This window comes from Spirosoma lacussanchae (genome assembly GCF_005870035.1).
Classification (GTDB): Bacteria; Bacteroidota; Bacteroidia; order Cytophagales; family Spirosomataceae; genus Spirosoma; species Spirosoma lacussanchae.
In genome coordinates, this window is sequence record NZ_SWJG01000003.1 from 334,084 (window position 1) to 347,783 (window position 13,700).

Below are 13,700 nucleotides of genomic sequence, written 5' to 3' on the forward strand. Positions count from 1 at the left end.
AATTGATAAACAAAAATTTTGCTCAACTATGAAAAAGGTAATAGTAATGGGTTGGATGCTGGTAGCCGGCATGGCCCTCAACGCAACGGCACAGACCACAAATTCAACGACAGGTTCAGGTTCGACGGGTACGACCGGCAGCGGAACCACCGGAACGGGAACCTACTCCAGCGGTACGAACACCGGAACTAACTCGGGTACATATCAGACCCAGCCGCCGACCACTAATTCGGGTACAACCGGTTCGGGCACGTATAATTCAGGTACGACCACCGGAGCTGGCACAACGACCGGATCGGGTACGATGAACAACTCGGGCACCACAACGGGCTCAGGTACGTATTCGACCCAACCGCCAACCTCAACCAACACAGGTACAACCACGGGCTCGGGTACCACAACCGGCTCGGGCACGATGAACTCGGGTACAACTACCGGTTCGGGTACTTACAATTCAGGTTCGACCAATCAGCCGCCGACCTCTTCTAACTCAGGATCCTACTCGACCGGTACCGGTACGATGAACAGCGGCTCGACTATGTCGACCGACTCGCAGTCGGGCACGACCGATCGGATGAATAGCGGCTCGACCGGTAACAATACCAACCGGAAGAAAAGCAGAAGCTCACGCTCGTCGTCATCGTCGACAACCACAACACCCCCGCGTAAGTAATTTTACCAGGAGTGAATTCGAGCACCGGGCGGTATCCTTCTCAGGAAGGCATACCGCCCGGTTTTTTTTGCCCTGTCGGGGGCTGCTGAGCCAATTTCTGTTTCCATACTTGGCATGGTTTGTGATAAACGGGAGGGCAATGATTTGTTAACGAAATTTCAACATGGTAACATCTCATTGGTTCAACTATTCACTTGTTTATGTGACCTGATTTGGTAGGGCGCTTACAATTGATGACTTGGCATGATATTCGACTGATCCCTCACAGGCTGATTGTAGTGTATGACGAAACAATTACATTTTACTTTTCGTAGGGGTATTGGGTGGATTATAGGCAGTTATCTGACAGTTTTGTCGGCCTTAGCTGCTACTGCCAAACCTATTGCTGCCGATACGTGTCGGCACCCGGAGCCACCCGTACTTACTGGCTCGGCTGCGTCTGTGTGTCGCTACGAAGCGGTAACACTAAGCGCTACAGGCTGCGTAGGAACGGTCGTCTGGTCAACGGGTGATACCGGCCCGACCCTAACGGTTCGACCGGCCCAGTCGGCCACCTACATGGCTATCTGCCAACTCAAGACGGGCTGCATCAGCTGTTTTTCGGAACCCTATCTGGTTACCGTCAAAACACCATCGACGCCGGTCGTAACAACCTCGGCCACCCGCATCTGTCCGGGCGATCCGGTTACGCTCACCGCCAGCGGCTGTGCCGGAACCGTTCGGTGGCTCGGCCCTGACGATGCGGAACTGGGTAGTGGCTCCACCTATGTGCCGGCGCTAACCCAGAGCGCAGCCTTCCGGGCCGTTTGTGAACAAAACCAGTGTCTGAGCAGCGCATCCCGACGAACGGGGGTTGAGGTGGCTATACCAGCCGTACCACTTATAGCAATCGATAAATCGACGGTTTGCCTGGGTCAGACGGTGCAGCTAACCGCATCGGGATGCCTCGGTACGGTTCGCTGGTCAGACGGCACAACGGGTATCACAACCCGGGTAAAGCCAGTGGCATCGAACACCTACAAAGCCGTTTGTCAGATTGGCACCTGCCAGAGCGATAGTTCGGCCGGAGTGCGCGTAGAGGTGCAGCCATCCAACAAACCGCTGATCCTGCAGGCTAACCTGGGCAATCGCTGTCCGCTGATGACGGCCGATCTTACCAAAGCTATTCACGAGTCAGACGCAGCCAGTCAGCAGTTACGGTATTCGTTCCGGAAAGGCACGCAGCCCGATGCGCCTGCCGTACAGGCGCCAACGGCTGTTCTGGCCGGTACCTATTATATAATCGGCCAGGATGAGAACGGCTGCCTGACCGAGTCAAAACCGGTTCAGGTATCGATTTCGGCCTGTGTCGATGCGATACCGCCCTGCCTGAGCAGCCCGGCTACCGTACGGGCCTGGATCGACTCGCTCAACTGGTCGGCGGGGGTTGTAACCCTGCGCAGCAAGCTGGGCGGCTCGGCCGAGCGGGTCGAGTGGCAAAGTTCGGGTGGAGGGTTGTTCACGGATGCCGGGCCCGCCACCCGCTATTTGCTGTCGGAACAGGACCGGCAGCGCGGAACGGTCACCTTTACGGTTCAGACTCCTGATCCCGATGGCAACGGCCCCTGTGTAGGAGCCTCTGCGCAACTGACGGCCCAGGCTCCGCATCCGGAACTGATTGGATTAAGTATGGCCGTCAGCGAACCCCTCTGGCTTACGGGTGGGAAAGGTCGCCTGGTCGAGTTGACATACCGACTCAGCGTGGTGAACAGCGGCCGAAACACCCTTCAGCACGTACAGCTTTCCAATAACCTTGAGACGGCGTTCGGAGCAGTTGGCGCCCGGTTGGAGGCCGTAACCGTTCGGGCCGACGCTGGGTTGCGGCTAAACCCGGCCTATACCGGGCGCGGAGCCGATACGACACTGTTAGGGGCCGGTAACCAGCTGTTGCCAGCCGCCCGGGCCAACCTGTGGATTACCATTCGGCTGGCCGTAGACCAGGCGCAGACGCTCACTTTTATCAACCACGCCCTCGCCTGGGCCACCGATCTGAACGGTACCGTTTGCCGTGACCAGTCGACCAGCGGGGTAGAAGCCGATCCGGATCATAACCAGGACCCCACGGATAATAGCGAACCAACCCGGGTAACGGTCCACAGCCTCCCCCCCGGCGAAGTAACAACTGCCTTGTTTATTCCAGATGGTTTTTCGCCCAACAACGACGGAATCAACGACCGGTTCGTGATTCAGCAGGTACCGCCGGGTGTATCTATTCGACTTGATATATATAACCGATGGGGTCAGCTCGTTTATCGTCAGAGCGAGTATAAGAACGACTGGGACGGTACTGCTAATCAGGGCCCTGCCGCTACGGCCCGACAGGGGCTGCCCGATGGTACCTATTATTACCAGGTGCAGTTAAGTGACGGCAGGGAGTTCAGTCGTGTCCTAACACTGATGCGGTAATTTTTTCCAGGCGTGTTTTGTATGCAAATTTGTTTGCCGATTAAGTATATCTACCAGACTTGACAGGCAGACCAGTAATAATAGCAATGAGTAAGAACCTGATTAGTTGGATCGTAGGCGTAGGTATGTGGCTGAGCAGTATGACTGCCTGGGCACAGGTCGATTCGTTGTTGAGGCAAGCCGATCGCCTGCTCAACTACAAAGCGTATGGCCGGGCTATTGATGCCTATACGCAGATTTTAACCGACCAGGGTACCCAGCTTACCCCGGCTCAGAAATCAACGGCCCAGGGGCGGCTGGCCTATGCCTATCAGCAGGTGGGCGATGGACCCAAAGCAGAGCGATATTACCGCGAAGCCCTCAACAGCAGCACCGGCGACGATCCGCAGCAGACCCTACAATACGCGCAGACCCTGGCCGGGAATGGGAAATTTCAGGAGTCTCAGCAGCAATATGAACGATATCTGAAACTGAAAGAGAAAATGCAGGAACGCCGGGCCGATGCCGGAGCGGTGGGCCTGGGTGCGCAGGCTGGCGGTCGGAATGAGTCGATCCGATACCGGCTCGAATTTCTGGACCTGAACTCGTCGGGCGAGGAGTTTAGCCCTGCCTTTTATCAGGACGGGCTGGTCTACGTGTCGGGTACCAAGGGTGGCTCAACGATAGAAACCAGTGGCAAGGGGGGCGGTTCGGGTTATCTCGATCTCTTTTACGTGCCCAATCGAAACGGGCTTAAGATAGCCAGCATCATCAACGCCGATGGCAGCACCAGTAAAGTCGAAAACCAGCGGGTCAGAACCGGTGGCGTTGGTCGGGATCATTACACGCCCGGTACGGCCAACGACTCGCGCATCATCACCGGCTTTGAAGGCGGGGTCAACATTGCTCAGGGGTTGGGCTACGACGTGCGGCCGGTTAGTCCTTCGCAGCGGTTCAGCAAAACCCTGAACACAAAATACCACGAGGGCCCGGCTACTTTTACCCGCGATGGCAGCCGGATCTATTTTACGCGCAACAACTATAACGACGGCCGCTCCCGGAAGAGCGCCGAAGGGGTTAATAAACTCAAGCTCTACACCGCCCGCCAGCAGAACGGTGCCTGGGCCGACATCGAAGAGCTGTCTTTCAACAGCGATGAATATTCGGTTGGTCACCCTACGCTGAGCCGCGACGGGCAGCTGCTATATTTTGCGTCCGACATGCCCGGTGGCTCGGGTGGTACCGATCTGTACGTAAGCCGCTACCAGAATGGGCAGTGGGGCAGACCGGTTAACCTGGGCCCAACGATCAATACCAAAGGCAACGAGCTCTTTCCGTTCGTAGACGATGCGGGTAACCTATACTTCTCGTCCGACGGACGCCGGGGACGGGGCGGGCTCGATATTTTCTACGCAACCGTAACCAATGGGAGCAGCGTACAGGCCGTTGAGGCACTCGGCGAACCGATCAACTCACCCCAGGATGATTTTGGTCTCATTACCGATGCCAACCGGCAGGGTGGCTACTTCAGCAGTAACCGCCGGGCTGGTAACGACGATATTTACCGGTTCGTGCGCGAGAGCTCGCTGTTCGAATGCCGCGACCTCTCTATCCGACTCTACGACACCGAGACGGATCAGCCGCTCGACAGTGTGAGTGTGCTGGTTAAAGCCCGGGGCGAAGGCCGGGCCGACCAGACCCTCATCACCGACGCCGGTGGGTTTGTGCGCCTGTGTCTCGAAGCCAATAACGACTTTATGTTCCAGGCCAGCCGCGACGGCTATGTCACTAGTACGATCGGCTTCTCATCGCGCGACCTGGCCGACGATCAGCCCAGCCGTATCGAGATGGGAATCACCAAACCAACGGTGATTATAGATACCATTGCGGCCAGACCCGTTGATAAATATACCGCCGAACCGCTAACCCGGTCGCGGGTGCGGGGTATGGTCGTCAGCGAACGCGACCGCCGACCGCTGGAGGGGGTTACCGTTCGGTTACGGAACGAGTGTGACCGGAGCCAGCGCGAGTATGTTACGGGCGCCGACGGCCGCTATCTGTTCGATATTGTCGAAGGCTGCGACTACACCCTGATTGCCTCAAAAGCCGCGTTCGGCACCAACACGAACCGGATTAAACGCATACCGAAGAAAACCAAACCCAAAGAAGTATCGGCCGATCTTCGGATGCTGAGCGTGGGCGACGTAGTTACCATCGACAATATCTACTACGATTTTGGGGGTGTGAGCCTGCGGGCCGATGCTACCCGCGAGCTGGAAAAACTGGTGGCTACGATGCGTAAGTACCCATCGCTGATCATCGAAATTCGCTCGCATACCGACAGCCGGGGCGAAGCCGCCCGTAACCAGGTCCTGTCTGAGCAGCGCGCCAAAGCTGTAGCCAATTATCTGGCTTCTAAGGGCATTAGCCGCCGGCGCATTACCACCCTCGGCATGGGCGAAACCCAGCTGGTCAACAACTGTACCGACGAGGTGATCTGCACCGAAGCCGAACACCAGCGCAACCGCCGAACCGAATTCCGGGTCGTTGAGATCAAGTAAGCGTTACGGTTGCGGGCGCCGGGATAGATAGATAACCGCCGGGGACTCCGTTGGGGAAGATAGTATCCGGTTCGTTTCCGGGATATGAGTACCATATACCGCCACATACAGGCGACTTTTGGAATCGAGATGCAGGGCATTGATTCCATGCCTGAATGGAAGCGCAAGCAGAGTCGTTTGACCAGCTGTCTGCCTCAGAATACCGGCCGGATTAACGTAGGCTGATGATGGGTCTTCGGTCTTAGGCGTTGAGTTCTCCCTGATGGTGTAGACCGTTCCGTTGGTAGCAGAGGCAGCGTTAATTTGCAGGCGTAGCTCAGTTGGGTTTTTATCCTTTTGCCAGGTCTTGCCGCCATCAACGGTATAATCGGCATATCGGTCATACACGAATGTTTGCTGCGGGGGACCGCCCCTGTTTGTTACATTCCAGAGCGTGTCCTGCCTGAGAATGATCCCCTGCGGCCCATGATGACGCCTGCGAATCAGCTCCCAGCTTTTACCCCGATTGCTTGTTTTGTAAATCTCAAGCGTGGTTGCCACGAATAGCGTACTATCCAGACCGCCTGCTACCTGCCTGGCTTCTCCGCCGGAGGGGATTTCAAGCCGGAGCCAGTCCGGATCAGCCGAGGTGACGGACGTATCGGTATCGACACAGGCCGCTAGGGCCAGACTGATCAACAAAAAGAAGAAAAACGCTCTCATACCGTATTAGTAAGCTAAGCTCTTACAATAAATAACAAATGTGAATATATGCATTCGTTTGTCATCTACTTCAAATAAATAAGGGCAGTTATTCCATTCTCTCTGATCTGCCTGCCATATTCGCTGCTCATTTCCTGCTCTCGTTCGGATGCTGACGTTCCCTAACGCCAAAATCAATATCGGCCTGCGCATTACCAGTAAGCGGCCCGACGGATTTCATAACCTACAGTCGTGTTTTTACCCCGTTGGCTGGACCGATGTGCTGGAGATTATTCCGGCCGACCAGTTCGGATTTGCCAGCAGCGGCCTGACCATTCCCGGCGACGAGCCTGACCGTGCTGACGCCAATCTGTGCGTGCGGGCCTATAATCTGCTCAGGGCTGATCATGCTGAGTTACCATCGGTACAGATGCATCTGCATAAAGTTATCCCGATCGGAGCTGGACTGGGTGGTGGTTCGGCCGACGCGGCCTTTGTGCTGAAAAGCCTCAACGAGCGCTTTGCGTTAAACCTAACCGATGATCAGCTGGAAAACTACGCCCGGCAATTGGGAAGCGATTGCGCCTTCTTTATCCGCAACAAACCCGTATACTGTACCGAAAAGGGCGATGTGTTCAGCGAAATAGCCCTTGACCTGACGGGCTACTACCTGTTGCTGGTATACCCCAACCTGGCCATTTCTACGGCCGAAGCCTATGCCGGCGTACGGCCCCATCAGCCCGACGTAGCCCTGCGCGATCAGTTGCTGGAACCTATCAGTACCTGGCGCGCAACGATTCATAACGATTTTGAAGACAGCCTCTTTCCGAGGTATCCGGAGCTGCCGGCCATAAAGCAGCAGCTTTACGAAGCCGGGGCTGTTTACGCCAGCATGAGTGGTTCAGGCTCTACTATTTACGGGATTTTCGATGCGCCCATTGTCATCCCAAACCAATTCCGGACGTACCGCGTTTGGAAAGGAAAGGCCGGAACAGAGAAGTAGTTTTTTGAGTACGGGTCTGAACGCATCCGAACCAACTGAAGAAAACGACCGGAACGCTGAAAACGGAACGACATGAGCAATTTTGTGACGAAACGGCGGGAGCCGTTCCGCTTTATGGTATGGCTGGGTATTGCCAGCAGTGTGATGTTCTTCACGATTCTGCTTGCTTCCTACATCATTCGTCGGGCCGGGTCGGGCTGGACCGACGTGAAGCTTCCCAACGTCTTTCTGATCAGTACGGTAGCCATACTGTTGAGCAGCCTCACGCTCAACAACGCCAACCACGCTTTCCGCCACGAGCGGTTTAAGAGTTACCGGACCAACATTGCCAGTACGCTGGTGCTGGGTACGCTCTTCATTTTGCTACAGGGGTGGGGGTGGCGGCAAATGATTTTGGCCGGTGTTGGCCTGTCGGGTAACCCGGCTGGTGGGTTCGTTTATATCATTTCCGGGATTCATCTGCTTCATATTCTGATCGGTCTCATCTTTCTGGTCATTGTACTGGTCGAGGCCCTGCGTCGCCGTCCCTACGTCGATTCATTCGTGTACAGTGTAAACCCTCCCAACCGGCTCAAGCTTCAGCTGATTACCCTCTACTGGCACTTTGTCGATATTCTCTGGATCGGCCTGTTTGTTTTTCTAATTGCCCATCACGGACTGAGCTGGTAAGCGCGCTTGTTTTGCTATGTGCTGATGATCAGTGAGCTATATATCAACTTTGATTTGATTTACAACGACAGCCGCTTTCTGTCGTTATTTGTATAAAATTCTGTTTCATCACGTGTTCATGAAAAAAATCATTCTTGGGGTGGGCCTCTGGATGGCTTGCCTGACTGGTTTTGCCCAAACCACACCCTCATCGACCCGGCCGGGTTCAGGATCGGCTGGCTCGCAATATGACCCGCTGGCCCTGTTCCATCCGCTGTTTAACATGCAGCCCGGTAACGATTACCGCACGGGCAGCGGAGCGCCGGGCCCCCGGTACTGGCAAAACCGGTCCGATTACCAGATCAACGTTACCCTGGATGATCAGCAGAATACCGTTACGGGCGAGGTGACCATCACCTACCGCAACAACTCGCCCGAGTCGCTGGCGTACCTGTGGCTTCAGCTCGACCAGAACGCCTTCAGCGATACGTCGCGGGCAGCCCGCACCACCCCCACAACGGGCGGGCGGTTCGGCAACCTGGGCTTTGCGGGTGGTCTGACCATTACGAGCGTACAGGTAGAGCAGGGTAAGAACAAATTTGCGGCCACGCCTTACGAAATTACCGATACCCGTATGCAGGTGCGCCTGGCCGAACCCGTAAAACCCACCGATGGGGTCGTACGGGTGAAGGTGGCCTACTCATTCAAGATTCCGGAATACGGCTCCGACCGAATGGGGCAGCTCCGGCGGAAAGATGGGGTGATTTATGAGATTGCCCAGTGGTACCCACGGATGTGTGTATACGATGATATCGAAGGCTGGAACGTGCTGCCCTACCTGGGAGCGGGCGAGTTTTACCTCGACTACGGCGATTATGAGTACAGCGTTACCGTGCCCTGGAACCACATCGTAGTCGGTTCGGGCGAGCTGCTGAACCCGAACGACGTGCTGACCGGCGAGCAGATCCGGCGGCTGGCTCAGGCTGCCAAAAGTGATAAAACGGTGATGATCCGCAGTAAGGAAGAAGTGAACGACCCCAACACCCGGCCGAAGAAGTCAGGTACGCTAACCTGGCGGTTCCGGTGCCTGAACACCCGCGACGTGGCCTTTGCCAGCTCCAAAGCGTTTGTCTGGGATGCTGCACGCATGAACCTGCCCAGTGGTAAAGCTTCGCTGGCCCAGTCGGTATACCCAGCCGAAAGCGCTACCAACGACTCCTGGGGCCGCTCGACCGAGTACGTCAAAGGCTGCATCGAGTTCTATTCCAAATACCTCTACGAGTACAGCTACCCCGTGGCTACCAACGTGGCCGGTATTGTGGGCGGTATGGAGTATCCCGGTATCGTATTCTGCGACCACAAAGACAAGAAAGATGCGCTCTGGGGCGTAACCGACCACGAATTCGGGCATAACTGGTTCCCGATGATTGTGGGTAATAACGAACGTAAATTTCCCTGGATGGACGAAGGCTTCAACACCTTCATCAATACGCTGTCGACGGCCAACTTTAATAACGGAGAGTATAATCGGGAGCGGGGTACTATGCACGACATTGCACCAGCCCTGTTTTACCCGACCGAGCCGGTAATGACTATTCCGGATGTTCAGCAGTCGCGCGCGCTGGGTATTCTGGCGTATTACAAGCCCGGTATGGGGCTCAAACTACTGCGGGACGTGATTCTGGGCCCTGACCGGTTCGATTATGCGTTCAAGCAGTACGTAAACCGCTGGGCTTTCAAGCACCCGACGCCCTATGATTTCTTCCGGAGTATGGAAGATGGCGCCGGCGAAGACCTGGGCTGGTTCTGGCGGGGTTTCTTTTACGAGACCTGGAAACTCGATCAGGCCGTTCGGGACGTGAAGTACGTAGACGGATCGGCTACGAAAGGATCGCTGATTTCGATCGAAAACCTCGAGAAACTGGCTATGCCTGTTACGGTTGAAGTGACCGAAACCAACGGAAAGAAGAGCCGGGTGAACCTGCCGGTCGAAGTATGGCAGCGGGGCGGAACCTGGACGTTCAAATACAACTCAACCTCGCCCCTGAAAACGGTGGTGGTTGACCCGGATCAGAAACTGCCTGACATCAATAGCCGCAACAACACCTGGCGCGGAGAAGCGCAGTAAGAGCACAGGGTGATATGGAACAGGGAGAAAAGAAACAGTCGAAGCGACTCTCTTTTCTCCCTGTTTTATTGTCGATCCGGAAGTAGCCACGGCACATTAGGGCCGTAACAGCGTAACGTCGGTAGCCTCTTTCGGAACCCGCAACAGTGATGTGCCGTCAGGTACATAACCAGCAGATACCCGGCTCCATGATCCTGAATGCCTATTTCTGAATAAGCATCGCGCCGAACGAATAGCCGCCCCCGAATACGGTAATAACGATGCGCTGGCCTTTCTGGAAGGTGTCCCACTGTTCGGAGAGCGCAATGGCGCAGCCCGCACAGCCCGTATTGCCGAGCCGCTGAATGTTAGAGATCAGTTTTTCTTCGGGCAGGCCCAGGGTATTCATCACATTACGAGAAATGCGGAGGTTGGCCTGGTGGGGCAACACGTAATCAACGTCGGCCAGGGTGAGACCGCAGCGCTCCAGAACCTGCAGACTCGCTTTGGGCATGTACTGGCAGGCATTGATGAACACATCGCGGCCAAACGGCATGGCAACGCCCCCTTCGTTGGGTCTCATCGTCACGCCCGTGGTGGCCTTGGGCGTATGAGCGGCTCCGCCCGTGAGCAGGCCCATAATCTCGAAATCGTCGTCGCTCTGCCGCTCTTTCGTGATCAGCAGCGCGGCTGCGCCATCGCCCCACAAATGCCCCGAAATCGTATCTTCATCGTTGTTGTAAGCCGTGTTGTGCTCCGATACGATCACCAATGCCCGACTGGCTTTATTCAGGGCAAAATAGCCTTCTACCACCTCGATCGCATTCAGCAACGACGAGCAGGCCGTCGAGATCGAAATAACCGGTATATCGGCAATACCCAACATATGCTGGGCTTCGTGGGCCAGCGATACGATGGTATCATAAGGCGTGTAGGTAGCGCCAACGATCAGATCAACCGTAGCGAGATCGGCTTTGGGTTGCAGGCGCCGGATCGCGTCGATGGTCATCGTGTTGGTATTCTCACCCGGGGCCGCTTTCCGGCGCTCCTCGATGCCGGTACGCTCAATAATCCAGTCGCTCGACAGGCCGTTGAGTCGGGTAAAGTGTTCGTTGCCGACTACAGCTGTAGGTAGGTAGTGGCTTACTGCATGAATGTACATCAGGTCAAAAAAAAGAGGGCGTTCAGTACTTCCACCCGTAATTCAGACCGAAAGTTAAATCCTTCCGGGAAAGCATGGTACTTGTCATTAGAACAATACCAAAATGTGTTCGTTTTGTCTTGTTTATCGGGCAAAAAATTATCTAACTGCGGTGTTTTTTCAACACCAGTTCGTAAAAATCGAGCAGTTTAGTCGATTCGGTAGCCCACGAGTAGTGGGTTTCGACGGCTCGTCGGCCTCGCTCTCCCATCGCTTTAGCCAGGGCTGGGTGCTCTATCAGATACAGCAGCGCCCGGGCAATGGCAGCGGGCTCTTCGGCCGATACACACAAGCCGCAGTCATGACGTTCGACAACGGCCCGGTACAGCGAAAAATCCGAGGTGATCACGGGCAAGCCCAGCGCCATGTACTCAAACAGCTTGGTTGGATACGACTCGGGATAGTCGCCAACGGGCTTGAGCAGGGCTAATCCGGCAGTGGCACCCGTCGCCTTTAGCAGGGCCTGGCGCTGATCCGTATAGCCATATAGCGTCACGTTTGACCGAATGGCCGACAAAGATACGAATTGCTCTATATACGTTGACGAGATTGCCTGTTTACCGAACAGATGGGCCTCCAGATGGGGGTACTGAACCACGACCCGCAGCAAAGCCTCGATTAGGGTATCGAAAGCGCGTTCGGGACTCAGCAGGCCGATCAGCAACAACGACGGCTCGTGCGGATTGGGCTGGTATGGCTGCCGAAAAGGCTCCAGAAACGACAACAGCGGGTAGTTGTAGATAACCACATGAGGCTTATGAAGCCGGGTATAGGTATTCAGATAGCCATGTTCGGTAAAGATCAGATGCAGATACCGGCGGGCCAGCCGATCGAACCAGCGAAAGGCCAACTCAAGACCTGCTCCCCGGTTCAGGGTTCTGACATGCAGTTTCCTATGCAGGTTTTCCTGCACCTCATAGATAACGCGTATGCCCAACAGCCGGCAGACAAACGCAATCGGCAGCAGTTCGGGCACATAGATATGAATCAGAGCGGGGCGCAGCCGGATACTATGCCACAAAACCAGCGGGCTCGTCAGTAAGACCCGCCAGACTACCCGCCGAAAGTACGGAAGCCGGATAAACCGCACGCCGGGGCACACCATCGGGTCGGCCCGTGGCAGGGCACAAAAAACCTCATACCGATCGGCCAATGTTGGACATTGTTTGAAGACGATCCGTGGATCGGTGGCAGGGTGGGCGGTGCTGACGAGAAAAACGCGGGGCTTTTTCACTTTTTCACGCCAAACTTACGCAGTTCGGCATCGATCTGCTGGTTCCAGCGCTCCTGAGCCAGTTGATTGACGCTATGGTTGGTTTCGGCATCGTACTGCTCCTGCATCCGGTTCATTTCCCGAAACGACTCCAGAAACTGGTATTGAATAATGCTGTTGTAATCGTCGAGCGTCAGGCTGTCGGGATGAATCTTCTGTTTGAATCGCTCCGTAATGAGCCTGGTGATGTCGAAGTGGCGCTGCTCGTGGTTGAGGGCATACGCGTTTTTGGCATCGGCCCGGCCCCAGGATGAGTTCTTGAGCATATAGGCCTTGGTGGTCAGCTGAATGGTGATGACCCCATCTTTTACGGTGCTTCGACCTTCGTAGGCAAAACTGGTGAAGACCTCGGCCGCGTAGTGGCTGCCCCGACGCGGTTCGGCCCGGAAGTCGGCCCAGGTCAGCGGACGCTCTGGATTGTACTGTACGGTATCGTCGTTGGTAATCCGGTTATCATCCAGAAAAACGACCCGCAGGCGTTTGGCCAGCTTTTCGTTCTGACTGGATTCGCGGTTCATGTAATCGTTCAGGCTACGCAGTGAGGCTACAACCGCCTGCCGGATGGTGGGCTCGATGATGGTTGTCTGGCTTAGCGGGCGGGTATAGTTGGCACTACCCCGGTATTCGGTCAGGCGGGTGCTGGTCTCGCTGCCATCGTCGGATTTACCAAGCAGGTCAAAAACCGCGGCAAATACGAACTGACCCGTTACCCGATTGCCCACGGCCGTTTCGGCAAGCCGGAGCTGGGTAATTCGCATCGCGATCGGCCGAAGCGATTTGTTCTGCTTCAGGCTTTGGTTTACAAACTGACGAATGCCGGTTGCCACACCGCCCTCAAGATCGACGGGTTGGGGTGCCTGCCCCGGCCTGAGGGCCAGTCGGGCTATAGCCCCCCGGTCAGCGCGCTGGTCGGTGACGGTGGCTATGTAAAATTCTTTGGGCGTAAACGGAATCGACTGCGGCAGTAAGCGAATGGGCGCGCTGCCAGGTTGCGAAGCCGTCAGGAACAGACCAATAAAAAGCCAGCGTAAGTACAGAATCGGGTTCATCGGATCGGCAGGCCAGCGGTTCAGGCCTGCGTACGTTTATAACGAAATCAGGGCATCAATCGTGCCGTTTTCGCGATGCT

Annotated in this window: 10 protein-coding genes; 6 read left to right on the plus strand and 4 right to left on the minus strand. The window is 55.7% G+C overall.

The window, feature by feature from the left end; all coding sequences use genetic code 11:
- The first annotated feature begins 28 nt into the window (after positions 1 to 28).
- From FBR45_RS26390 to FBR45_RS14570, 3 genes are all read left to right on the plus strand, one after another.
- Complete coding sequence (locus FBR45_RS26390; protein WP_171044899.1) at positions 29 to 673, plus strand: hypothetical protein; 645 nt, start codon at positions 29 to 31, stop codon at positions 671 to 673.
- Positions 674 to 1,114: 441 nt separating this feature from the next.
- Positions 1,115 to 3,118 (plus strand): gliding motility-associated C-terminal domain-containing protein, encoded by a 2,004-nt coding sequence (locus FBR45_RS14565; protein WP_246082249.1) that lies wholly within the window; start codon positions 1,115 to 1,117, stop codon positions 3,116 to 3,118.
- Between the two features lie 86 nt (positions 3,119 to 3,204).
- Entirely contained in the window at positions 3,205 to 5,658 is a 2,454-nt protein-coding gene (locus FBR45_RS14570; protein WP_138503560.1) for an OmpA family protein, read from the plus strand.
- A gap of 3 nt (positions 5,659 to 5,661) precedes the next feature.
- Here FBR45_RS14570 and FBR45_RS14575 read toward each other — a convergent pair whose 3' ends face one another.
- A complete protein-coding gene (locus tag FBR45_RS14575) occupies positions 5,662 to 6,360 on the minus strand; it encodes a beta propeller repeat protein (RefSeq protein ID WP_138503562.1) in 699 nt (232 codons plus the stop codon).
- Positions 6,361 to 6,508: 148 nt separating this feature from the next.
- Between FBR45_RS14575 and ispE the strand changes: the two genes are divergently transcribed.
- The 3 genes from ispE (at position 6,509) to FBR45_RS14590 (ending at position 10,118) form a co-directional block, all read left to right on the plus strand.
- The gene (gene ispE / locus FBR45_RS14580) at positions 6,509 to 7,342 is read left to right on the plus strand and encodes a 4-(cytidine 5'-diphospho)-2-C-methyl-D-erythritol kinase (protein ID WP_138503564.1); all 834 of its coding nucleotides are present in this window, start codon (positions 6,509 to 6,511) and stop codon (positions 7,340 to 7,342) included.
- 72 nt (positions 7,343 to 7,414) lie between these two features.
- The gene (locus tag FBR45_RS14585) at positions 7,415 to 8,011 is read left to right on the plus strand and encodes a cytochrome c oxidase subunit 3 (RefSeq protein ID WP_138503566.1); all 597 of its coding nucleotides are present in this window, start codon (positions 7,415 to 7,417) and stop codon (positions 8,009 to 8,011) included.
- A 118-nt stretch (positions 8,012 to 8,129) separates the two neighbouring features.
- Positions 8,130 to 10,118, plus strand: coding sequence for a M1 family metallopeptidase (locus tag FBR45_RS14590; RefSeq protein ID WP_171044900.1), 1,989 nt, complete (start codon positions 8,130 to 8,132; stop codon positions 10,116 to 10,118).
- Between the two features lie 202 nt (positions 10,119 to 10,320).
- On the opposite strand, the gene FBR45_RS14595 is transcribed toward FBR45_RS14590, so the two are convergent.
- The 3 genes from FBR45_RS14595 to FBR45_RS14605 form a co-directional block, all read right to left on the minus strand.
- Positions 10,321 to 11,259, minus strand: coding sequence for a 3-oxoacyl-ACP synthase III family protein (locus tag FBR45_RS14595; RefSeq protein ID WP_138503568.1), 939 nt, complete (start codon positions 11,257 to 11,259; stop codon positions 10,321 to 10,323).
- Between the two features lie 142 nt (positions 11,260 to 11,401).
- Positions 11,402 to 12,532: a glycosyltransferase gene (locus FBR45_RS14600; protein ID WP_138503570.1), complete on the minus strand. Its 1,131-nt coding sequence runs from the start codon at positions 12,530 to 12,532 to the stop codon at positions 11,402 to 11,404.
- Positions 12,529 to 13,620 (minus strand): hypothetical protein, encoded by a 1,092-nt coding sequence (locus FBR45_RS14605; protein WP_138503572.1) that lies wholly within the window; start codon positions 13,618 to 13,620, stop codon positions 12,529 to 12,531. Before FBR45_RS14605 ends, FBR45_RS14600 begins: the two co-directional genes overlap by 4 nt.
- Positions 13,621 to 13,700: the final 80 nt, after the last annotated feature.

What these genes read in the sequence shown, in the direction of transcription:
- FBR45_RS14595 (WP_138503568.1), bottom strand. Translation starts at nt 11,259, where the DNA reads ATGTACATTCATGCAGTAAGCCACTACCTACCTACAGCTGTAGTCGGC.
- FBR45_RS14590 (WP_171044900.1), top strand. Translation starts at nt 8,130, where the DNA reads ATGAAAAAAATCATTCTTGGGGTGGGCCTCTGGATGGCTTGCCTGACT.
- FBR45_RS14585 (WP_138503566.1), top strand. Translation starts at nt 7,415, where the DNA reads ATGAGCAATTTTGTGACGAAACGGCGGGAGCCGTTCCGCTTTATGGTA.
- FBR45_RS14575 (WP_138503562.1), bottom strand. Translation starts at nt 6,360, where the DNA reads ATGAGAGCGTTTTTCTTCTTTTTGTTGATCAGTCTGGCCCTAGCGGCC.
- FBR45_RS26390 (WP_171044899.1), top strand. Translation starts at nt 29, where the DNA reads ATGAAAAAGGTAATAGTAATGGGTTGGATGCTGGTAGCCGGCATGGCC.
- FBR45_RS14605 (WP_138503572.1), bottom strand. Translation starts at nt 13,620, where the DNA reads ATGAACCCGATTCTGTACTTACGCTGGCTTTTTATTGGTCTGTTCCTG.
- FBR45_RS14570 (WP_138503560.1), top strand. Translation starts at nt 3,205, where the DNA reads ATGAGTAAGAACCTGATTAGTTGGATCGTAGGCGTAGGTATGTGGCTG.
- ispE (WP_138503564.1), top strand. Translation starts at nt 6,509, where the DNA reads ATGCTGACGTTCCCTAACGCCAAAATCAATATCGGCCTGCGCATTACC.